Below are 21956 nucleotides of genomic sequence, written 5' to 3'. Positions count from 1 at the left end.
TCGTCCCGCCCGTCACCCCGCCCTGCATCCCGGTCGTCATCCCACCCTTCAACGACCGCGCGGGCCGATCGCGCTACCGATCACGGGCTGCAGACGCCAGCCTGGCAGGTGGTGCCGACGGCGCACGTCAGCGCGCCGGCCGCGACCAGCGGATCGTTGCACGAGCTGCCCGACGCGATCGTGCCGTGGACGTTCAGGTTGTACGCCGCCTCGGTCGAGAACCCGTAGGTGTCGACCACGATCGCGTAGTTGCCGGCCGCGACGCTGGTCAGGTTGATCAGCGACGACAGCGCCGGCGTGAGGCCGCCGTCGTCGTCGCAAGCCAGGACCGTGCCGCAGGTGGCGTCCATGACCATCAGCACGGTGTCGTTGAGCGTCGAGTTTTCGGTGTCGACGCGCAAGGTCGCGACCGGCACCGACAGGCTCAGGATGTGGACGCGATCGCCGAGCGAGCTCGACTGGCACGTGGGCGTGAAGTTGTTGGCGGCGCCGACGGTGGTGCCGGTGGTCAGCGGGCCGATCACCGTCGTGATCGGATCGGCCTCGGTGGCGCACGCCAGCTCGGTGGTGCCCGACGCCGCCGAGCAGCCGGTGTCCATCGGATAGTCGATCTGCCCGTCGCCGTCGTCGTCGAGGCCATTCGCGCACACGGGGCACATCGGGCCGCTCGGGCAGTCGTCGGTCTCGTCGTTGTCGGCGGTGCTGGCGCAGCCGGGGTCGGTCGGGTAGCCCGGGAAGCCGTCGCCGTCGGCGTCGATGGCGTCGTTGCACGCCGCCGGGACGCAGATCTCGGCGCCGGCGGCGCCGGCGCAGGCCGCGCCGGCGGGGCACCGCAGCAGGCCCGCGGTGACCATGGCCGGGTCGCACCGGGCGCTGAGCGCCACGTCGCCGACGACGTTCAGGGTGTACGTGCCGCTGCCGGTCGACCAGCCGTCGACCGAGATGGCGTAGGTCCCGGCGGCCACGTTGGTGCGCGTGAACGCGTTGGGGTCCGAGCACTGCAAGGTCGCGCCGCAGGTGTTGTCGAGCAGCGAGGTCGCGGCGTCGAAGCTGGACGTCAGGTTGACGCTCAGGGTCGTGACCGGCACCGGCAGGGTCAGCAGGTGCACGCGCTCGGGGGCGGTGTGCGACGTCGAGCCGCAGGTCGGGGTCAGGCTGTTCGAGGCGCCGACCGTCGTGCCCATCGTGGCCCCGGCGGTGATGATGATGACGTCGTCGGTCTCGGCCCCGCAGCCGACCTCGTTGGCGTCGGACGCCGAGATGCAGCCGTTGTCGGCCGGGTAGTCGTTCTGGCCGTCGCCGTCGTCGTCGATCCCGTTGCCGCACTGCGGGCACATCGGGCCGCTCGGGCAGTCGTCGGTCTCGTCGCCGTCCGAGATGCTGGTGCAGCCCGGGTCGGTCGGGTAGCCCGGGAAGCCGTCGCCGTCAGCGTCGATCGCGTCGTTGCACGCGGCCGGCTGGCACGTCTCCATGCCGACGGCGCCGCCGCAGGCGTAGCCGCTGGGGCAGAACAGCACGCCGGCGGCGACCAGCGGATCGTTGCAGGCGCCGCCCGCGAGCAGGTCGCCGCGCAGGTTCAGCGTGTACGTGCCGCTGCCGCTCGACCAGCCGTCGACGACGATCGAGTAGGCCCCGGGCGCCATGTTGGCGCGCGCGAACACGTTGGGGTCCGAGCACTGCAGCGTGGTGCCGCACGTGGCGTCGCGGATCGAGGTCGCGGCGTCGAAGCTCGACACCAGGTTGACCGCCAGGTTGGCGACCGGCACCCGCAGGTTGAGCAGGTGGACGCGCTCGGGCGCGGTGGTGGTGCCGGTCGAGCCGCAGGTCGGCTGCAGGCTGTTGGACGCGCCGACCGTGGTGCCGCTCGTGGCCGGGCCGGTGATCGGGAGGACCGGGTCGGTCTCGATCGCGCACGCGACCTCGGTGGCGCCGGCGGCCGAGGCGCAGCCGAAGTCGGCCGGGTAGTCGGCCTGGCCGTCGCTGTCGTCGTCGAGCGTGTTCGAGCACACCGGGCACATCGGGCCGGTGGGGCAGTCGTCGGTCTCGTCGGAGTCCGAGGGGCTGGTGCAGCCCGGGTCGGTCGGGTAGCCGACGAAGCCGTCGCCGTCCTGATCGATCGCGTCGTTGCACGCGGCCGGCTGGCAGGTCTCCATGCCGGGCGTCCCGCCGCACGAGTACCCGACCGGGCAGCTCAAGAGGCCCGTGGCGACCAGCGGATCGTTACAGGCGCCGTTGGGCAGGAGGGTGCCGCGGATGTCGAGCGAGTAGGTGCCGCTGCCGGCCGACCAGCCGTCCATGACGATGCCGTAGCCGCCCGGGCTCAGGTTGGCCATCGTGATCGGGTTGAAGTCCTGGCACTGCTGCACCGCAGAGCAGGTGGCGTCGGTGAACGAGGTCACGGCGTCGAACCCGGCGACGGTCGTCACGGTCAGCGACGCGACCGGCACCGCCAGGGTCAGGTAGTGCACGCGGTCGGGCGCGGCCGCGGTGGTCGAGTCGCAGGTCGTGCTCAGATCGTTGGTGGCGCCGACGGTGGTGCCGCTGTAGGTCGGCCCGGTCACCAGGATCAGCGGGTCGGTCTCGGTCGAGCAATCGATCTCGGTGACGCCGCCGGCCGACTGGCAGCCGGGATCGAGCGGGTAGTCGGTGATGCCGTCGCCGTCGTCGTCGAGCGCGTTCGAGCAGGCCGGGCAGGTCGGGCCCGCCGGGCAGTCGTCGGACTCGTCGCCGTCGGAGATGCTCGCGCAGCCCGGGTCGGTCGGGAAGCCGTTGAAGCCGTCGCCGTCCTGGTCGATCATGTCGTTGCACTCGGCCGGCTGGCAGGTCTCCGACCCGGCCGCGCCGGTGCAGGCGTAGCCGTCGGGGCACACCAGCACGCCGGCGGCGACCAGCGGGTCGTTGCAGGCCGCGCCGATGGTCAGGTCGCCGCGGACGTTGAGCGAGTAGGTGCCGCTGCCGCTCGACCAGCCGTCGACGACGATGCCGTACGCGCCCGGGGGCACCGCGGTGCGCGTCAGGGTGTTGGGATCGGCGCAGGCCAGCGAGGTGGTGCAGGTCGAGTCGACGAACGAGATCGCCGAGTCGAACGACGGCGTGATCGTCACCGTCAGGGTCTGGACCGGCACCCGCAGGTCGAGGAAGTGGACCCGATCGGGGGCGGTGAAGGTCGTGGTCGAGCCGCAGGTCGGGCGCTGATCGTTCGACGCGCCCACGGTCGTGCCGTTGTAGGTCGGCGCGTCGATCACGATCAGCGGGTCGATCTCGCTCGAGCAGTCGAGCTCGGTCGCGCCGTTGGCCGAGCGGCAGCCGATGTCGTTCGGGTAGTCGATGTCGCCGTCGCCGTCGTTGTCGATGCCGTCGCCGCACTCCGGGCAGCCGGGGCCGGCCGGGCAGGTGTCGGTCTCGTCGCCGTCGTCGGCGTCGGTGCAGCCCGGATCGTTGGGGAAGTCGGTGTGGCCGTCGGCGTCGTCGTCGCGGCCGTCGCTGCACACCGGGTGCTCACACGTGGTCTGGGTCGACGGCGCGACCGCGCGGCACACGTAGCCGGGCGCGCAGTCCATCGGGCCGACGCAGTCCTCGCCGGGGCCGCTGTAGAAGTTGACGGTCAGGGCGAAGTTGCCCGACGACGCCAGGTCGCGGGCGTCGACGACCAGGAAGTACACGCCGGGCGTGAGGTCGACGGTCAGCTCGGACCGGGTGTTGGTCGCGCTGATGTCGTCGGCGCAGGCCAGCTCGGTGGCGTCATCGCGGCAGCTCTCGCGGATGTACAGGACGGTGTTGAAGTTGGTCGCGGCGCTGTCGGTCGACGCCACCATCGTCACCGAGTGGTCGACCTGGACCACGTAGACGGTCTCCTGCCCGCGGCCCTGGCAGGTCGGCGAGATCAGGTTGGAGATGCCGGAGCCGGCGGTGCCCATGGCCATGCCCGAGGCCGGCAGGAAGCCGATCTGGGTGCCGACGCCGCAGGCGCTGGTGTCGAGCACGAACTCGTCGTTGTCGGCCGCGTTCTGGCAGCCGCTGTCGGCGGGGTAGTCGGTCGAGCCGTCGCGGTCATTGTCGGCGCCGTCGCCGCACTGCGGGCAGTAGTTGCTGGGGTCGCCGTCGTTGCAGTTGTCGGTCTCGCTGTCCTGGTTGGCGTTGAGGCAGCCAGGGTCGAACGGGAAGTCGGTCTTGCCGTCGCCGTCGTTGTCGACCCTGTCGGAGCAGGCCGGCGGGCCGGCGTTGTACTCGTCGTTGTCGTTCGCGTCGGTGCAGCCCGGATCGGCGGTGTCGATCAGGCCGTCGCCGTCGTTGTCGAGGCCGTCGGCGCACAGCTTGATGGGATCCTCGGACTCGCGATCGAAGCCGGCGATGCAGGCGGGGTCGAGCTCATCGATGAGCAGGTCGCCGTCGTTGTCGCGCCCGTCCTCACACTCAGGCAGGCCAAGGCCGCTGTTACCACCAGAACAGGACGACAGGGCGATCCCCCAGCCCACCACGATCAGGGCGAGGATCGGTCTCTGCACGAAGCGAATCAGGCGCATGTGGCTTCGTAGCGGAGGTGGGCGGAGGTGGTCAACCGTGAATTACCTAGGACGGCCAGGCGGCCGGCGCGGGGTGTAGGGGATCGCACGTTCGGTACGGCGAGGGATCGGGTGATGCTCGACCGCGGCGACCAACGCCTTGAGATATCGTCCTTCGGGGAATCCGGGAAGGGTGGGGTGATCTGGATCCGCGCCGCGGGCACGATGATGGGCAGCGCGCACCGGCCGTCGCGCGCCACGGCGGCCAGCACGCCCCGCAGGTCGGCCTCGGTGACGTGGCTCGAGCACGACGCTGCGACGAGCACCCCACCGTCTGCGACCACGGCGGCCGCCGCGAGGTTCAGACGCTGGTAGGCCGCCAGCGCGGCCGGTCGGGCGGCCTCGCTCGCGGCGAAGCTCGGCGGGTCGACGACGACCACGTCCCAGCGCCGCCCGGCTGCCGCCGCCTGGGCCAGGAACTCGAAGCAGTCGGCGGTCACCGCCTGGTGGCGGTCGGGCGGGAGCCCGTTGGCGCGCCAGTGGCGCTCGGCGGCGGCGATCGCCGCCGGGGCGATGTCGACGCTGGTCACCGAGCGCGCGCGCGCGCGGCCGCAGGCGATCGAGAAGCCGCCGGTGTACGCGAACAGGTTGAGCACCCGGGCGCCGCCGGCGAGCGCCGCCACGTAGGCGCGGTTGCCGCGCTGGTCGAGGAAGAAGCCGGTCTTCTGGCCGGCGCGGACGTCGACGACGAACCGCGCGCCGTGCTCCCGGATCTCGACCTCGGGGCCGCCGTCGCCCTCGCCGCCGCCCTTGACCCCGCGGACCCCGCGGACCCAGCGCGCGCGGACGATCAGGCCGCCGTCGGCGAGGCCGGCCAGGATCGCCGGTAGGCGCGGTCGCCACAGGGCGGCGGCCGCGCCGCCGTCGAACACCACCACGGCGGTGCCGGCGTAGAGGTCGACGGTCAGGCCGGGCAGGCCGTCGTTCTCGCCGTGGATCGCGCGCACGGCGTCGGTGCCGGCCAGGGCCGGCACCCCGATCCGTCGCCGGGCGGCGCGCTCGGCGCGGGCGCGGCAGAAGTCGTCGTCGATGGCCTGGTCGGGATCGCGGGCGAGCACGCGCACGCGGATCGGCGCGTCGGGATCGACGAAGCCACAGCCGATCGCCCCGAGGTCGGGGCCCGCGTCGATGGCCGCGACGGTGCCGGCGGCCACCGCGACCGGCGGCAGCGCGCGGTCGTAGATCCACGGGTGCCCGAGCGCGACGGCGCGGGCGACCCGAGCGGCGTGGGCGGGCAGCAGGCGGAGTCGGGGCCGGGTCACGGCGCGCCGTCCGCGGCCAGGGTCACTGGACCTTGTAGTCGACCAGCAGGTACTGCGCGGTGCTGTTGAGGGTCTGGACCACGCCGACGCCGTCGGCCAGATACAGGAAGTTCACCAGCAGCGGCACGTCGCGCAGCGGATTCTCGGTCGGCGGTTTGATCGTGATCACCGTCGTGGTTTTGATGCCGAGTTTGGCGGCCTTCCAGGTGCCGGCCTTGGTCGCGACGATCTCGCTCGGCTGGGTCGCGACGTGGCGCGACAGCGACAGCGTGCCCTTGCGCAGCTTCGGGAAGACCTTGCCGACCGCGACGTGGGCCCACCTGGCGGTGAGGTCGTCGTGCCAGTCGGCCAGCGCCGTGAGCTTGCCGCCGACCAGATCGAGCGTCTTGCCGGTGCGCACGATGTCGCTGATCTCGATCCCGACGACGTCGCCGGCCTCGCCGTTGAACCACAGCGACGTCGGGCCGATCTGGAAGCCGCCGGCGTTGGTGCAGGTGATCGACGTGGCGTGGACGCGGCCGTCGAGATCCTCGGACAGCGACACGGTCGTGACGCCGTCCTTGGTGTCGATGGCGGTGACCTTGATGACGACCTTCTTGGGCGGCGGCGGCAGCGCCTTGGTCTGCGCCTCGGACAGCTGCCGCTCGGCGGGGACCCCGGCCATGTCGTAGGTCCACTCGTTGCCGACCGACAGCGGGATGGCCGAGGCGCCGCACGCGCGCGGCACCTTGGCCTGGCCGCGGGGCTGGGCCGCGACCGAGGCGGCGGCGGCAGCGAGGGCGGCGACGGTCACGACGGAGGACAGCACGGCTCGGCGCATCACGGCCCCGGTTGTACGGTAGGCGGACGCCCGGCACAAGCGGCTAACCGCTGGCGCGGCCTGACCTGCTGCCGCCTCGTCGCGGCGCTTGCGACGCGGAGGCCGTCGGCGGTGGCGGGCATCGACCCACCGGTCCTCGCGTCGGCTCGACGCGCCGACCTGGTCCGAGCGTGACCTCGGACGTCGTCGTCCCCTTGGGTGGGGGTCCTGTCGGGGCTGGCCCCGCGACGCGCCGACCTGGTCCGGGCGTGACCTCGGACGTCGGCGTCCCCTGCACCTGCCTGGTTATTTTTTTTGGTTGAGCGCCGGTCGACGCGCCGGGAGCGCGTCCTGGGTGCGGGCCCTATCGGGGCTCGCCCCCGACGGGGGAGGGCCTGGCGACCTGGCCCCCTGAAACTCAGAGCTCGTAAGTTCTTCGGTCGAGCACCGGTCCCCGCGCCGGGAGTTTCGCGTCCTGGGTGGGGGCCCTCATCGGGGCTTGCCCCCGATGTACCGACCTGGTCTGGATGAGACCTCGGACGTCGGAGCCCCCCTGCACCTGCCTGGGTTCGGCGACGAACCCTCTGGAACTCAGCGGGCCGGGAAGCACTCGGTCGGGGCGGTGGCGCCGATGTTGGCGATCACGCACCGGAACCGCTCGTCGTCGCGCATGTCGCGGAAGTCGGGATCGATCGGCGTGTTGTTGCGGCCGAGCAGGCGATCGATCTTCTTGGAGACCTCGTCCTTGCGGCTCGAGTGGTCCTTCATCGCGATCAGCCGGACCAGGAAGTTGAGCGAGCACTGCTTGCGGCCGATGCGCGCGTAGGCGGCGGCGAGGTTGTAGGTCGCGTGGACGTTGTACGGATCCGCGCCGAGCGCCGACAGGAAGTCCTCGACGGCGTGCGTGATCTTGTCCTCGCGGGTCTGTGGGTCGAGGGCGCCCCCCTCGGCGGCGGACAGCTCGGCGAAGCCATCGGCGGCGAGCTGCTCGGCCTCGCCGATCGACGGCGCGCGCTCGCGGTAGGTCATCGCGTCCCGCGCCAGCGACGGGTCGGGCGGATCGCAATCGGTGCGGGTCGGGCGCGGCGCCATCACCTCGATGGGCTCGGGCCGAAACGGCGCCGGCGGGGGCGTGACCTTCTGGCCACCGCCGCAAGCCGCGGCCAGGGTCGTCAGGGTGCCGAGACAGACGAGGCGAGCAGTGGTGATCATCGCGAGGACCTCTTGCCAGAGCGGAGCGGCGAGCGCAGGGCGGATAGAGAAGCTACGGGAGCCGCGCTCACCGGTTGATCGCCTCGTTGGCCTGCTTGCGGAACGGCTGGAACACGCTGTCGCCCTCGGCCTCGTCGATCTTGCGCTTGGCCTCAGCCGCGAAGTCACCGTAGCGCTGCAGGTCGTTGAGGCGCTTGAGCAGCGCGACCGCGCAGCCCTGGCGTCGGGTCAGCGCGTAGGCGTGGGCCAGCTTGTAGGTGGCCTCGGCGTGGTACGGGGCGTCGAGCAGCGCCTTGCGCAGCTTGTTGATCGCCTCGACGGTCTGGGCGGCGCGGGCCTTGTCGTCGGTCGCGCCGCGGGCGTCGTCGAGGAGCGTGTCGGCCTGATCGACCAGCCGGCTCGACGCCGTCGCGTTGCGCTTGTGCATCTTGAGCGCGTCCTTCGGCTCCTCCTGGAACTTGGCCTGGCACTCCATCACCATCTTGATCTCGACGGCGTCGACCGGCACCTCCTCGGGCTCCGGCTTCTTGGAGGGGCGCTTGAGCTTCTCGGGCGAGCCGGCGTACGGCCCCGAGCAGCCGCCCGCGGACGCCGCCACCGCCAGCGCCACACCCAGACCGATCGCGCGCACGAATGCGAATCCCCGACGAAACGTCATGCCCGAAACCTACCGCTGCGGACGCGAGCGGTCAAACCCAGGCTACGGCAACCTCACTCGATCACGGGGCGATCGCCGCCCGGCGGAGCCGAACCGGAGCCGGAGCCGGAGCCGGAGCCGGAGCCGGAACCGGAACCGGAACCGGAGCCGGAACCGGAGCCGGAGCCGGAGCCGGAGCCGGAACCGGAACCGGAGCCGGAACCGGAGCCGGAGCCGGAACCGGAGCCGGAGCCCGGACTCTGCGGACCGATCCCGAGGAGGATCGGTCGACGCTCTCAGGCAGTGAGCGCGCGGGCCATCGGCCGCGCGAACGGCGCCACGGCGGCCGCGAGCAGCGCCGCCGCGATCATCGCCACCAGGCCGACGCCCGCCAGGGCCACCATCGCCACGCCCGCGCCCGCGAGGGCGAACAGGCCCCAGGTGCGCATCCGCACCAGCGCCACCAGGCCGACGACGGCCAGGCCGGCCGGCAGCAGCGCCATGAGATCGGCGCTGGCGACCAGCGAGCTCGGCTGGCTCGGGGCGAGGGCCCACATGATCAGGATGGGGAGGCTCATCGCCGCGCGCACGACCGACTTGCCGAGGCGGTGGACGCCGCCGTCGTCGAGGTGGAACCGCGCGCGCCACTCGGCCCGACCGTCGAAGCCCGCGGCCATCGCCTCGCCCGCGAGCAGCACGCTGACCACCGCGTGGCTGGCGGTCAGGAACACCAGCACCGGCTCCGGCCCGATCTGCCACATGCCGAGCACGCCGCTGACCACGCCCCAGTAGCCGAGGCCCTGCGCGAACCAGCGGCCCCAGAACCACCCGGCGACGACGCCGACGAACGCCACCGCGTACAGGCCGGCGATCGCGGTCAGGAGCGCCGACCACTCGGGGGGCGCGGACCAGCCGAGCAGGACGTAGATGAACCCGTAGAACGAGAGGACGGCGGCCGCCATCGCACGACGTTCGCCAACGAGTGCCTTCATGCCACCAGTATACCCGAGGCGGGACCCGAGACCATCGGTTCTCGCGCCACGCCGAGCCGGGACCCGCGCCCACGGCTCGGTCGCGCCACGCCGAACCGGGACCCGAGCCCATCGGTTCTCGCGCTCGGCCGCGCCGAACCGGGACCCGAGCCCATCGGTTCTCGCGCTCGGTCCCGCCGCGGGGCCCGACCCGCCGACCTGGCCCAGGCCGCTACTGGCCGACCGCGTGGCTCTTCTGGACGATCAGCCGGAAGCGCTTGAAGCCGGCTTCCTTCTGCTTGGCCGAGAACATCACGTTGATCAGCAGGCCGTAGGGGATCGAGCGGTCCGCGACGATCATCAGCTCCGGCACGGCCGCGATCGGCTTGCCCTGCTTCTGCAGGGCCTGGTCCTGGAGGCTCCGGAGCGTGCCGAGGAAGTTCGACAGGCGCGGGATCTTGCGACCGTCGGCGCCGCCCTCCTTCTGCGAGGGGTCGACGTCGCCGTTGCGGACCGCGACGATCTCCTCACCCTCGACCACGATCGCGGTCTTGGTGATGATCAGCAGGGCCGAGGTCTCGGGCATCGGCTGCTCGCCGAACGTCGCGGGCAGCACGACCGAGTTCGCCATCGCGGCGTTGGACGCGACCGCGATCTGGGCGACGAAGGCGACGAGCAAGATCGTCATCATGTCCATCATCGGCATGATGTTCAGGTGCCGGATCTCCTCGCCCTCGGGGACGCGCTTGACCGCCTTGCGGACCATCGAGCGGGCTTGTGCGAGCGTGAACATCAGCGGAACCCCGTCGAGAACACCACGTCCGAGAACAGGGCGTGCTGGGTGGGATCGTAGTCGACGCGCTCGGGATCGAACAGCCGGGCGACCTGGTCGACCGGATCCTTGGCGGTCTTGAGCGTCTCGTCACCGGTCGGCATCAGGCACGGCTCGGTGGTCTTGCCGAACGGGCCCATCCGGCAGCGCATCGAGCTGATCACCGACACCAGCGTCCCGTACGGGATCGACGGGTCGGCCATGAGCACCGCCTGGTAGGTCTCGAGCTTGCGCCGCGGCGGCTTGTTCGGCCCGGTCCAGCGCCGGGTGGCGATCTCGGCCAGCGCGTCGTTGAGCTGGCGGTAGTTGAACACCGGCGTGACGTCCGCGGTGGTGTCGAGCACGCACCGCTGGTTGGCGCCGCACTTGTTGGTCTCGCACTGGTACGCGGCGTCGCACTGGTCGTCGGGCTTGCCGGTGCGGGGGATCCGCGCCTTGGGGGCCGCCAGCGTGCCCTCGAGGCCCGAGAACGAGAACACCAGGATCTCGTCGCGGGTCACGGCCACCGCGAGGCCGAGCGGCTGCTCGTCGGGTGGCTTGTTGGGGTCGTTCTGCTGCGCCGTGGGCGGCGCGCCCTGGTCGGGCAGGGTGGTGTTGATCTGGCCGAAGATGACGTTGGCCGCCACCGACGCCAGGATGAACAGCATCAGGTTGGTGACGATGTCGAGGTACGGGATGAGGTTGATCTCCCCCGACTCGAGCTCGTCGTCCTCGATCTGCCCCTCGCGCCGCGCGACGGCGCTGCGCTGCTTCAGTCGGACCCGCTGCGCGGAGAGCACGGCGAAGGCCTACGCGCGCTCGCCCAGATCGGTGGTGACGGCGTCGCCGTCGAGCGCGGGCGCGGCGCCTGCGGTGCGAGCCGCGGCGGCGCCGCCCTCGGCGAGCAGGTTCTCGAACCGGAGCGAGAACGCCTCGAGGTCGGACACGACGCGCTTCATCGCCGCCGAGAGCAGCAGGTGGGCGATCATGCAGACGAGCGCGATCGACAGGCCGAACGCGGTGTTGTACATGGCCTCGGCGATACCGGCCGACAGCTTCTCGTCCTTCTCCGACGGGTTGGAGTTCTTGAGGGCCGAGAAGGTGTTGATGAGGCCCGTGATGGTCCCGAGCAGACCGGTCAGGGTCACGATGTTCGCCATCGACCACAGCGCGCCGATGCGGGTCTTCACCTCGGGCAGCGCGTCGGTCATGGTCTCTTCCATGGCCTGCGCGACCGCCGCCTCGCCGCGGTGGAGCCGGTTGAGGCCGGCCTTGGCGACGCGCGCCACCGGCGCGGTCGTGGCCTCGCACAGCTTCTTGGCGCGATCCACGTTGTTCGCCGCCAGCAGGCGCTTGATCTGCTCGAGGAACGCCTTGGCATTGAGGTGCCCCTTCCCGAGGAAGTACATCGATCGCTCGACGATCAGCGCGATGACGATCGCCAGGAAGAACGTGTTGACGATGAAGAACGGCCCGCCCTTCTGAAAAACATCGCTTAGCCAATCCATGATGTATCGTCCTTCGGGAGTTCCGGACCCGGCGTGTCCTCACTCGGTTGTACCGAGCGCCATCCGGGCGCGTCAAGCTGGCCGCCGTGGATTCCGTTGCCAATTAGATGACTTAACCGTTGTCTAACCGCTGTCGACGGGGCGAGATTTCTGGCGATCACGGCCGGGGTGACGGCCGCTACATCTCGGGCAGCGCGCCGTCCGCGATCCAGCGCTCGACCGCGTCGCGCTTCTCCTTGCACAGGAGCGCGCTGTTGTACGGCATCGTGCCGACGCCGTCCTTGAGCGGCCCGACGTAGCTGCCGATGATCATCATCAGGTAGCTGTTGGCGGGATCGCCCGCGATGACGCGCTTGAGCTGGGGGAACAGCTCGGAGTCGATCCCGACCATCTGCGGCTGGCTCTGGCCGCGCTCGAGCGACAGGTGGGCGGCGTCGACCGCCGCGCCCTGGTGACAGTCGCGGAACCCGGCGCACGACGGCTGGAACACCTTGTCCTGGATCCAGGTCAGGTCGCTGTGCGTGGTCGCCTCCAGGCAGGTCGGCGAGATCGCGTCGGGGCCGGCGTCGGCGCCGGGAGCGTTGTTGAGGTCGCAGGCGGCGGCGAGCAGGGCGGCGATGGCGAGGGTACGGCGGGCCATGGCCCGTGACGCTACCACGAGGCCCCGCGGGCTGGGCGCGGCGGCGATCACGGCGGCGGCAGCGGCGGCACCAGCGCCGAGAACGGCTTGCCGGCGCCGCCGGCCCCGAACGCCGCCGGCACGGTGCCGCGCACAAACGGGACCCAGACCGCGCTGGCCGATGGGCCCACCGGCGAGCCGCCCCAGGGCTCGGCCCGCGCGAACACGACCCCGGCCGGCACCGGGAAGTCGCGGATCGGCGTCGGCGGGTGCGCGGCCTTCATGAACTCGACCCAGATCGGCACGGCGGCGCCGCCGCCGGTGATCTTGTCGCCGATCGGCGTCGAGTCGTCGCGGCCGATCCACACGCCGCACAGGAGGTCGGTCGTGAAGCCGATGAACCACACGTCCTTGAAGTTGGCGCTGGTGCCGGTCTTGCCCGCGGCGGGCCGGCCCAGCTCGAGCGCCCGCTTGGCGGTGCCGCGCGCGACCACGCCGCGCATGAGATCGACCAGCGCGTAGTCGACCTCGGGCGGCCAGACCTGGGGCCCGGGCGGATCGGCGCGGTGATCGAGCAGCGGCGCGCCGCGGCCGTCCATGACCACGTCCCACAGCCGCGGCGTGACCCGGCGGCCGCCCGACGCGATCCCGGCGTAGCCGCCGGCCAGCTCGAGCAAGGTCAGATCGGGCGTGCCCAGGGCGATCGAGATGTGGCGCGGGATGTCGCTGGTGATGCCGAACCCGCGCAGCACGTCGATGACGCGATCGACGCCGACGTCGAGCATGAGCCGGACCGAGATGGTGTTGAGGCTCTTGGCCAGCGCGGTGCGGAGCGTGACGACGCCGTTGTAGCGGTTGTCGTAGTTGGACGGCGTCCACACGCCGGTGGCGGTCGGCACCGCGACCGGCCCGTCGAGCACGCGCGACACGACGGTGTAGCCGGCCGCGAGCGCCGAGCCGTAGATGAACGGCTTGATCGACGAGCCGACCTGGCGGTGGCCCTGGCTGGCGCGATCGAACTTGTTGTCGCGCCAGTCGTAGCCGCCGACCAGCGCCCGGATCCGGCCGGTGCCGGGCTCGATCGCCACCAGCGCGCCCTGGATCAGCGGCGCCTGATCGATCACCGCGGCGGCGCCGTCGGCGGACAGCTTGACCGGGACCACGTCGCCGACCGCGAGGCGCGCGCCGTCGTCGCCGCGCCAGGCCCGGGCGTCGGCGGCGTCCTTGCCGCCCAGCGGCAGCCGCCGCGGGCCCAGGTCGAGGGTGAGGTCCCCCTTCCTGGGCAGCTCGACCACGAGGCCGCCGTACCGGGTCTCGGGCACCAGCTCGCCCAGCACCGGCTCGAGGGCGCCGGCGCGGACCCGCTGGGGCGGCCCGTCGGCGAACCTCGCCCGGGCCTCGGGCGCGAGCCGCGCGACCGGACCGCGGAAGCCCAGGCGGCGGTCGAGGGTCTCGAGGCCGTGGCGCAGGGCCAGCTCGGCCGCGGCCTGCATGCGCGGATCGAGCGTGCTGTAGATCCGCAGGCCGCCGTTGAGGACGCGGCGCTCGCCGATCGCGGTCACCAGGCGCTGGCGGATCTGCTCGACGAAGTACGGCGCCGCGAGATCGTTCTCGGCGACCTCGCCCAGGATCGCGATCGGCTCGTCGAGCGCGGCCGCGACCTCGCTGTCGCTGACGTAGCCGTCCTCGCGCATGCGCCCGAGCACGTAGACCTGCCGGGTGCGCGCGCGATCGAAGTGCCGGTGCGGGGCGTACTCCGACGGCGCCGCCACCAGCCCGGCCAGCAGCGCGGCCTCGGCGATCGTGACGTTCTCGATCTGCTTGCCGAAGTAGGTCTCGGCGGCGGCGGCCACGCCGTAGGCGTTGTTGCCGAGGAAGACGTGGTTCAAGTAGATCGACAGGATCTCCTGCTTGGACAGCTCGCGCTCGATGCGGACCGCCAGGATCAGCTCCTTGGCCTTGCGGGTGTAGGTGCGCTCGCTGTCGAGCAGGAGCATCTTGGTCACCTGCTGGGTGATCGTCGACGCGCCCTGCTTGACGCCGCCGGTCGTGAAGTTCTTCCAGGCCGCGCGGACGATGCCGACCGCGTCGAAGCCGGGGTGGTCCCAGAACCGGCTGTCCTCGGCCGCCAGGAACGCGGCGATCACGTGCGACGGGATCCGATCGAGCCGGACCACCTGGCGGTTCTCGACGTAGAACGCGCCGATCTCCTGGCCGTCGGCGGCCAGCACCAGGCTCTTGCGGTTGGGCTGGTAGTCGAACGCGGCCGTGAGGTCGGTCGGCAGATCGCGGTTGATCGTGGCCACCGCCAGGTAGAGCGCGCCGGCGCCGGCGGCGGCCCCGTACAGGATCAGCAGCAGCACGAGCCGCACGATCGAGAACGCCCGGATGCGGCGACGGCGGGGGCGGGCGACTGGCGCAGCGCTCGACACGCACCGGACAGCGTAGCGCACCCCGTGATCGCGTGGGCGGTCGCGTCCGGGTTGCGGTACGATCGGCCGCGATGCGCGCCTCGGCTCCCGGCCGGCAGCGGTCGCGCCTCGGCGCGGTCTGCGCCGCGGCCGTGATCGCGGGGCTGGCGCACGCCCAGGCGCCCGTGGTCGAGGCGCCGCGCGCAGCGTCGAGCGCGGTCGTGCCCGCGACGACCTTGCCCGACGTGCCGGCGCAGATCCCCGAGCGGTTCGCGCCGATGGCGTTCGAGAACCGCTCGGGCGTGCACGTGCTCGACTGGGCGATCGCCGGGCTGCCGCTGGTGATCGCCGAGAAGCTCGAGCGGACCAGCGGCCTGGCCCCGGCCTACGACGCCTGGGTGGTGCCGGCCGGGCCGGTGGTGCCAGCGACGCCGACCGCGGTGGCGGCGTTCGCCCGGGCGCGGTCGGCGCGGTGGGTCATCACCGGCTGGGTCGAGCGCCCCGACTGGCAGCTGCGCCTGCACGTCGCGGTCTGGAAGGTCGACGGCGACGTCGCGATCGTCGCCGGCGAGCGCGAGGCGGTGGGGCCGATCGAGGCGCCGCACCTGCTGGTCGGGACCACGGTCACCGGCGCGCTCGCGGACGCCGGCTGGCGGCTGCCCGCCGGCGCGGCCGAGGTGCTCGCCGCCCCGATCAGCGCCGATCCGTACGCGCTGACCTTGCTCGGGCGCGGCCTGGCGCGCGCCCTCGGCAACCTCGCGGCGGCGGAGCGCGTCGCCGGCGATCGCGCCGCCGATCGCGCGGCCGCGGGCCGCGATCTGACGCGCGCGGTGTTCATCGATCCCACGCTGGGCGCGGGCCAGCGGTTGCTCGGCCTGCTGTGGGCGACCGATCCGGATCCGGCGATCGCCAAGAAGGCCGCCGGCAAGTTCGCGTACGCGGCCGATCTCGATCCCGGCTATCCGGCGGCGGTGCGCGCGGTCGCCGAGCGGGCCGCCGCCCGGGGCGAGTGGGCGGCGGCGGCGGCGGGCAACGCCGCGCTGGTGCGCGCGCGCCCGTGGGATCTCGACGCCCGCGTCGCCCTGGGCCGGGCGGCGTGGCGCAGCGGCGACGGCGCGCTGGCCCTGGCCGAGCTGGGGCGGGTGGTGGCGCGCCGGCCCGACGATCTCGCCGCGCACCGCGTCCTGGCCGAGATCGCGGGCGCCCGCGGCGAGCTGCCGACCCGGGTCAGCGAGCTCGAGATCGTCGCGCGCCTGGCGCCGACCGACGTCGGCGCGCAGATCGAGCTGGCCGCGGCCTACGCCGAGAGCGGTCGACTCGTGGACGCCACCGCGTGGGCCGAGCGGGTGGCCGGCGCCCGCCCCGACGACGCCAACGCCCACAAGCGCGTCGGCGACCTGTACCGCCGCCGCGGCGACGTCGATCAGGCGGTGCGCTGGTACGACGCGGCGGCGCGCCTGGCGCCCAACGATCCGCGGCCGCTCTTGCTCGCGGGCGTGACCTTGCTCGACGCCGGGCGCTACCGCCCGGCCCGCGAGGTGCTGGCGCGGGCCCAGCGCTTCGCCGAGTACCAGGCCGGCACGTGGACCGCGCTGGGCGCGGCCGCGTACCTCGAGAGCAAGTTCGCCGAGGCGCTGATCTACTGGCGTCGGGCGGCGCTGGTGCGGCCGCGCAGCGCGGCGATCCGCTACGATCTGGCGCTGGCCGCGTCGGCGACGGGCGATCTGGCCCGGCCCGGGTCCAGCTCGGCGTGGTCGAGCAGCTCCTGCCCGAGGACGCCGACGTCGCGTACCTGCGCGGCGTGATGCACGTGCGCGCCGGCGAGCTCGAGGCCGCGCGCGCCGAGTTCTTGCTCGCGACCCACCGCGACCCCGCCCACGCCGACGCCCGCGCCAACCTGGCGGCGCTCGGGCGCGGGCGGCCGATGAGGTTCGAGGGCCGGCCGCGCATCGACCTGCCGTTCGGCGATCGCGCGGCGCTGGTGGCCGCGCTCGATCGGTTCGCGACCGCCCAGGCGACGATGGCGGCGCTGCGCAGCCAGATCGAGGCCCACCTGCTGGCGATCCTGACGTCCCTGGGCGAGGGCCCCAGCAAGGATCTCGCGGGGGCCCGGGCCCGCGGCAACCAGCCATGTCCGATCGACGCGGTCGCGACCCGCTGGGCGCTGGCCGGCGCCGCGCGCGATCAGTTCATCGCCGCGGGGGTCGAGCTCGAGGACGCGCACCGGATCATCTTCACCTACGATCGGTTCGGCGAGACCGACGGCGGCTCGCCGATCGATCGGCGCCGGGTCGAGGCCGCGCTCGCGGGCTACCTGGCGGCGCGCAAGGACGTGCTCGAGCTCAAGGTCGCGATCGACAACCAGGTCGGGCGCGAGCTGACGCGGCGCCACTGCACGGCCGATCTGCTCGCGGCGGCCGCGGCCGAGCCCGGGCTCTACCGCATCCCCGAGGCGGGCGACCCGTCGGCGCCGCCGCCGGTGCGCACCGAGCTGGCGCCGGTGGCCGCGACGTTCGTCGTCGACAACCGCGAGTGCGCCGAGCCGGTCTCGGTCTACGTCGACGGCGACTGGGTCGGCGACGTGCTCGCGCGCGAGCAGAGCCCGATCGTCGCGCCGTCTGGACGCCGGACGCTGTGCCTGCTGCCGCAGCCGGGGCGGGCGACCTGCGGTGATCGCGGCACGGTCCGCGAGGTCCAGATCTACGACGGCTGGGCGCTGCAGATGCGCTGCCCGCGCGACAAGTGACGCGGGCGCTGATCGCGGCGCGGCTCAGCGCCCTGGCGCGACGGTGTGGACGATCCGGGCGGTGCCGCGCGGGCTGTCGCCGAGCACCTGGGTCCAGACCGCGTGGAGGCGGCGGTGGGCCTCGTCGGGCACGAGCGCCGCGTACTCGCCCAGCCAGCGCGGCGAGTGGCGCACCAGCTCGTAGGTCGCCATCGGCGGGCCGATCGGCATCGGGATCTTGCAGCCGGTCCCGTCGGCCTTGCACACGGTGTACGCCCGGTAGCCGGCGCCGTCGACGAACTCGAACCAGGTCAGCGCGAGCTTGCCCGACCGCCGCCGCGCCAGCTCGGGCACGGCGTGGTTGGCGCAGGCGGGGTCGGTGCCGGCGATGCGCTGGCGGGTCCAGGTGGCGCCGCGGTCGGTCGACGACGCCAGCATGATGTTCCAGGCGCCGTCGGGGCCCGCCGGCGGCGTAGGCGACGCTGACCAGCTTGCCGGTCGGGTCGGTCACCAGGCTGGGGTTGACGAAGAAGAACGGCACCGGCTCGCCGGGCCCGCTGACCACGACCGGCGCGCTGAACGTGTGGCCGTCGCTGGCGCGGGTATAGACGATCGTGTTGTCGGGCGAGCCCCACGCGGCCGGGCCGGCCGGCGCGCCCGCGGCCGCGACGACGTGGACCGCGCCGGTGGCGTCGATCGCGACGTCGCCGTACGCGCCGTCGACCACCGGCACCGCGGGATCGAACGTGGCGCCGTCGTCGAGCGAGGTCCGCATGCGCAGGCCGGCGTCGCCGGCGGCGTAGAACACCCGCAGCGCGACCGGGGCCTTGCCGCGCGCGCCCGGCGCCGGGCCGGCGGCGATCATCGGCTTGTCGAGGCAGAACGGCGTGTCGGGCGGGCAGTCGGCCGGGTCGTGGACCGCGACCGGCGTCGACCAGGTGGCGCCGCCGTCGGTCGAGCGGGCGTAGCCGATCTCGGCGTTGGCGTCGACGCCGCCGCCGTCGTGGCCCAGCCACACCGCGTGCAGGTGCCCGCGGCTGTCGGCGGTCAGCCACGGATCGAAGTGCATGCGCTTGCTGGTCGGCAGCGGCTGCTCGACCGCGGGCCCGGTCAGCGGCACGCGGACGACGCCGAGGAAGCTCGGCTCGAAGAACGAGGCGCCGCCGCCGGTGTAGAGGATGACCAGATCGCCCGCGGGCGTGACCGCGGCCGAGGGCTCGAACTGGTACGCGCCCGGGGACGACGCCGAGGTGAGCACCTCGATCGGCCCGAACTCGGCGCGCGGCAGGCGCGGCCCGGTCGCCGCCTCGGGCGCGCAGGCGGCGAGGCTGGGCGAGGCCTGGAACGGCAGCAGGCAGGCGTGGCGGCCCGGGTCGCACGTGTACCCCTCGGCGGCGCGGCAGTCGGCGTCGCTGGCGCACGCGGCCGCGCACAGGTCGCCCATGCGGCCGGTCGGCACGCACACGCTGCCGCCGGGACAGTCGGTGACGAGGCACTGCGCGGTGCAGTACCCGCCTGGCATCGGGGCGCACAGCGCGCCGTCGGGGCAGGTCGACTGGGGGCTGGCGCGATCGGGCGCGCACGCGTCGCCGATGTGCGCGACGACGACGCTCGACCCCGCGCCGCTGGCGGCCGAGCCGGATCCGGATCCGGAGCCGGCGCCCGCGCGCGGGGCCCGCGTCGACGATGAGCAGCCCGCGACCACCGCCGCGAGCGCGAACACGGAGAGCCGGTGCATGCCGGCAGTAACGCACGCCGCTCGAGCGCCGTGACGTCGGGGACGACGATTTCTGCAACGCCTGGGGGCGCGTCGGTGTCGAGGGTGCATGGCCTACCGCGACGATCCGCCCGAGCTCGCGGCCCCGCGGCGCGGCGCGCACCTGCCGCTGCTCGATCGCGTGACGGTGGCGACGCCGTGCGCCGAGCCGTGGGCGGCGATGGTCGGCGACGCGCGCGTGCGCCACTGTCGGGTGTGCGATCAGCAGGTGTTCAACACCCTGGCGATGACCACCGCCGAGGTCGAGGCGCTCCTGGCCCGGGTGGTCGAGGGCGGGCGCGCGTGCGGCCGGCTGTACCGACGGCCCGATGGCTCGGTGATCACCGCTGACTGCGTCGACGCGCGCGGGGTGAGGCGGGCGCTGGCGCGTCGGCTGGCCGGGGTCGGCGCCGCGGTGGCGGCGGGCGTGGCCGGGCTGGTGGTCGCGTGGCCGGCCGCGCGCGAATCCGATCGCGGCGCGGCGCCGGCGCCCGCGTCGATCGGCCGGCCCGTGCCGATCGCGCTCCTGCCCCTGCCGCCGGCCGAGCCGCTGGCTCCGTCGGTGCGGGCGCGCGCGGCGCAGCTCGAGGCGATCGCGGCCAGCTCGGTGAGCGGGGTCCTGCGCGCGACGCCCGACGGAGCCGCCTTCGCCGATCCCGACCTCGGCGTCGGTGGCCTGGCGGCGCGCGCCGCCGACGATTGAGCGCCGTCGGCGTCGCCGAGCCGGCCGCGGGGCCCGTGTTACGGTCGCGGGCGATGGCCCTCCCGCACCTGTACTTCACCGCGCCGCGGTCGCTGCCGCGGCCGACCGCGCTGGCGGGGCGGGTGGTCGTCACCGACGTCGCCTTCGCCGCCACCGTCGGCACGACCGTGTCGTTCGACAAGGTCACGCTGCCGCTGATCACCGGCCTGGGCGATCGCCTGGCGGCGTGGGTCGATCACCACGACCACGAGCGCCACGCCGACTACAAGGACGATCGCCGGTTCGTGCTCGCGACCAAGGCCGAGCACGGCGCGTGTCCCGAGATGGTCACGCCCGAGCTGGTGCGCGAGGTCGGCCCGATCGACACGATCATGACCCACGTCGATCTCGACGGCCTGTACGCCGCGGCCAAGTGGATCCTCGGCGGTCACGAGCCGTACCCCGGCGCCGACGACGACGCCCAAGCGGTCGACACCCGCATCGGCGCGCCCGGCCCGATCGGCGCCCGGATCGATCACGCGCTGCGCGCCCGCTTCCGCGACGACGCGGTCAAGCGCGCGGTCATCGGCTTCCTGGTCGGCGGCCTCGGCCCGGGCGCCCAGTCCGACATCATCGCCGACGCCGCGCGCGAGTTCGCGGTCCGGGCCGAGGGCACCGCCGCGCTGGCCGAGCGGTACGCGATCCGCGGGCGGGTCGCCTGGGTCGACACCGCCGGGGCCGCGGCGTTCGACAAGACCGATCTGCTCCTGGCCGGCCAGGCCCGGGCGCCGGTGTCGATGGTCAAGGACTCGGGCCAGCTGACGATCGCCGCGGCGTTCGGGTCGGGCTGGGACTTCGTGCGGCTGCTGGCGCTGGGCGGCGGCATGCCGACCCGGGTGACCGTGCCCGAGACCCGGTTCGTCGAGGCGCTGCGCGTGATCAACGACGCGCCGCCGCCGACCCCGACCGCCGCCGCCGTCGACGCGCCCGACTGATCGCGTGCTAAGACCCGGCCATGGCCGCCGACTCCGACGTCGTTGATCTCGCCGATCGTCTGGTCGACAGCTACCTGCGCGACGGCGACGACCTGCACCTTTCGGGCGCCGAGCTGCCGTCGCCGTCGGAGATCGCGCGCGCGGTCGATCAGTGCCGCGGCCTGCTCCTGCCCGGGTTCACCGGCGGCGCGACCCTGCTGCCGCCGAGCGAGCTGCGCGAGCTGGTCCGCGAGCGGGTCGGCGACCTCGAGGTCACGCTGCGCCGGCAGGTGTACCGGGCGCTCAACCACCGGGCCCAGCTCGCCGCCGGCCGCCGCGACGTCGACTGCGCCGACTGCGCGGGGCGGGCCCAGGTCATCGTCGCCCGGTTCCTCGATCGCCTGCCGGCCCTGCGCGAGGTCCTGGCCACCGACGTCCGGGCCTCGTTCGAGGGCGACCCGGCGGCGACCGGCCTCGACGAGATCGTCGTGTGCTACCCCGGCTTCTACGCGATCGTCGTGTACCGCATCGCCCACGCGCTCCTGCGCGAGGGCGCGCTGATCGTGCCGCGGATGATGACCGAGCTGGCGCACGAGAAGACCGGCATCGACATCCACCCGGGCGCGACGATCGGCCGGTCGTTCTTCATCGATCACGGCACCGGCGTGGTGATCGGCGAGACCTCGCTGATCGGCGAGCGCGTGCGCATCTACCAGGGGGTCACGCTCGGCGCGCTGAGCGTGCCCCGGACCGAGGACCGGCCGGTCACCGGCAGCCGGCGCCACCCGACGATCGAGGACGACGTCGTGATCTACGCCGGCGCGACGATCCTCGGCGGCCAGACCGTGATCGGCGCCGGCTCGGTGATCGGCGGCAACGCCTGGGTCACCGCCAGCGTGCCCCGGGGCGCGCTCGTCGCGGGCGCGCACACGCGCCGCGAGCCGTCGGCCGTCGGTCCGGGGTGACCGCGCGCGCAGGCGATCGGCGGTCGCGCCGCCGCCGGGAGCACCGACGCGCGTGCTAGGCT

Annotated in this window: 19 protein-coding genes; 7 read left to right on the top strand and 12 right to left on the bottom strand. The window is 73.4% G+C overall.

Annotation, left to right across the window (positions count from 1 at the left end; genetic code table 11):
* Positions 1–80: 80 nt before the first annotated feature.
* The 11 genes from IPL61_00495 to IPL61_00445 form a co-directional block, all read right to left on the bottom strand.
* Positions 81–4523 (bottom strand): hypothetical protein, encoded by a 4443-nt coding sequence (locus tag IPL61_00495; protein MBK9029818.1) that lies wholly within the window; start codon positions 4521–4523, stop codon positions 81–83.
* Positions 4514–5824: a class I SAM-dependent rRNA methyltransferase gene (locus IPL61_00490; GenBank protein MBK9029817.1), complete on the bottom strand. Its 1311-nt coding sequence runs from the start codon at positions 5822–5824 to the stop codon at positions 4514–4516. Before IPL61_00490 ends, IPL61_00495 begins: the two co-directional genes overlap by 10 nt.
* 22 nt (positions 5825–5846) lie before the next feature.
* Entirely contained in the window at positions 5847–6647 is an 801-nt protein-coding gene (locus tag IPL61_00485) for a hypothetical protein (protein ID MBK9029816.1), read from the bottom strand.
* Between the two features lie 567 nt (positions 6648–7214).
* Positions 7215–7835 carry a hypothetical protein gene (locus IPL61_00480; protein ID MBK9029815.1) on the bottom strand — a complete coding sequence of 207 codons (621 nt, stop codon included), beginning with the start codon at positions 7833–7835 and terminating at the stop codon, positions 7215–7217.
* Positions 7836–7902: 67 nt separating this feature from the next.
* Positions 7903–8466 carry a hypothetical protein gene (locus tag IPL61_00475; protein MBK9029814.1) on the bottom strand — a complete coding sequence of 188 codons (564 nt, stop codon included), beginning with the start codon at positions 8464–8466 and terminating at the stop codon, positions 7903–7905.
* Positions 8467–8768: 302 nt separating this feature from the next.
* Positions 8769–9464 (bottom strand): hypothetical protein, encoded by a 696-nt coding sequence (locus tag IPL61_00470; GenBank protein MBK9029813.1) that lies wholly within the window; start codon positions 9462–9464, stop codon positions 8769–8771.
* A gap of 211 nt (positions 9465–9675) precedes the next feature.
* On the bottom strand, positions 9676–10236 hold the full coding sequence (locus IPL61_00465; protein MBK9029812.1) for a biopolymer transporter ExbD: 561 nt from the start codon (positions 10234–10236) through the stop codon (positions 9676–9678).
* Positions 10236–11054, bottom strand: a complete 819-nt coding sequence (locus tag IPL61_00460; protein ID MBK9029811.1) for a biopolymer transporter ExbD — start codon at positions 11052–11054, stop codon at positions 10236–10238. The genes IPL61_00465 and IPL61_00460 overlap by 1 nt, the downstream gene beginning before the upstream one ends.
* 9 nt (positions 11055–11063) lie before the next feature.
* Complete coding sequence (locus IPL61_00455; protein MBK9029810.1) at positions 11064–11762, bottom strand: MotA/TolQ/ExbB proton channel family protein; 699 nt, start codon at positions 11760–11762, stop codon at positions 11064–11066.
* Between the two features lie 178 nt (positions 11763–11940).
* Positions 11941–12402, bottom strand: coding sequence for a hypothetical protein (locus IPL61_00450; protein ID MBK9029809.1), 462 nt, complete (start codon positions 12400–12402; stop codon positions 11941–11943).
* A gap of 47 nt (positions 12403–12449) precedes the next feature.
* Positions 12450–14744 (bottom strand): PBP1A family penicillin-binding protein, encoded by a 2295-nt coding sequence (locus IPL61_00445; protein MBK9029808.1) that lies wholly within the window; start codon positions 14742–14744, stop codon positions 12450–12452.
* Between the two features lie 140 nt (positions 14745–14884).
* Between IPL61_00445 and IPL61_00440 the strand changes: the two genes are divergently transcribed.
* Together IPL61_00440 and IPL61_00435 are read left to right on the top strand one after the other, a co-directional pair.
* Positions 14885–16597, top strand: coding sequence for a tetratricopeptide repeat protein (locus IPL61_00440; protein MBK9029807.1), 1713 nt, complete (start codon positions 14885–14887; stop codon positions 16595–16597).
* Positions 16543–17538 carry a hypothetical protein gene (locus IPL61_00435; protein ID MBK9029806.1) on the top strand — a complete coding sequence of 332 codons (996 nt, stop codon included), beginning with the start codon at positions 16543–16545 and terminating at the stop codon, positions 17536–17538. The genes IPL61_00440 and IPL61_00435 overlap by 55 nt, the downstream gene beginning before the upstream one ends.
* A gap of 24 nt (positions 17539–17562) precedes the next feature.
* On the opposite strand, the gene IPL61_00430 is transcribed toward IPL61_00435, so the two are convergent.
* Positions 17563–17955 (bottom strand): hypothetical protein, encoded by a 393-nt coding sequence (locus tag IPL61_00430; protein ID MBK9029805.1) that lies wholly within the window; start codon positions 17953–17955, stop codon positions 17563–17565.
* A gap of 176 nt (positions 17956–18131) precedes the next feature.
* Between IPL61_00430 and IPL61_00425 the strand changes: the two genes are divergently transcribed.
* The 5 genes from IPL61_00425 (at position 18132) to IPL61_00405 (ending at position 21894) form a co-directional block, all read left to right on the top strand.
* Positions 18132–18320 (top strand): hypothetical protein, encoded by a 189-nt coding sequence (locus tag IPL61_00425; GenBank protein ID MBK9029804.1) that lies wholly within the window; start codon positions 18132–18134, stop codon positions 18318–18320.
* A 375-nt stretch (positions 18321–18695) separates the two neighbouring features.
* Positions 18696–19289, top strand: a complete 594-nt coding sequence (locus IPL61_00420; GenBank protein ID MBK9029803.1) for a hypothetical protein — start codon at positions 18696–18698, stop codon at positions 19287–19289.
* A gap of 54 nt (positions 19290–19343) precedes the next feature.
* Complete coding sequence (locus IPL61_00415) at positions 19344–19976, top strand: hypothetical protein (GenBank protein MBK9029802.1); 633 nt, start codon at positions 19344–19346, stop codon at positions 19974–19976.
* A gap of 53 nt (positions 19977–20029) precedes the next feature.
* Entirely contained in the window at positions 20030–20950 is a 921-nt protein-coding gene (locus IPL61_00410) for a hypothetical protein (GenBank protein ID MBK9029801.1), read from the top strand.
* 20 nt (positions 20951–20970) lie between these two features.
* Positions 20971–21894 carry a serine acetyltransferase gene (locus tag IPL61_00405; protein MBK9029800.1) on the top strand — a complete coding sequence of 308 codons (924 nt, stop codon included), beginning with the start codon at positions 20971–20973 and terminating at the stop codon, positions 21892–21894.
* Positions 21895–21956: the final 62 nt, after the last annotated feature.

The sequence above is a fragment of the Myxococcales bacterium genome, from assembly GCA_016717005.1.
In the GTDB taxonomy this organism is placed as follows: Bacteria; Myxococcota_A; Polyangia; order Haliangiales; family Haliangiaceae; genus UBA2376.
Note: the sequence above shows the minus strand (reverse complement) of the source record. Positions and strands in the feature narration are given on the sequence as shown.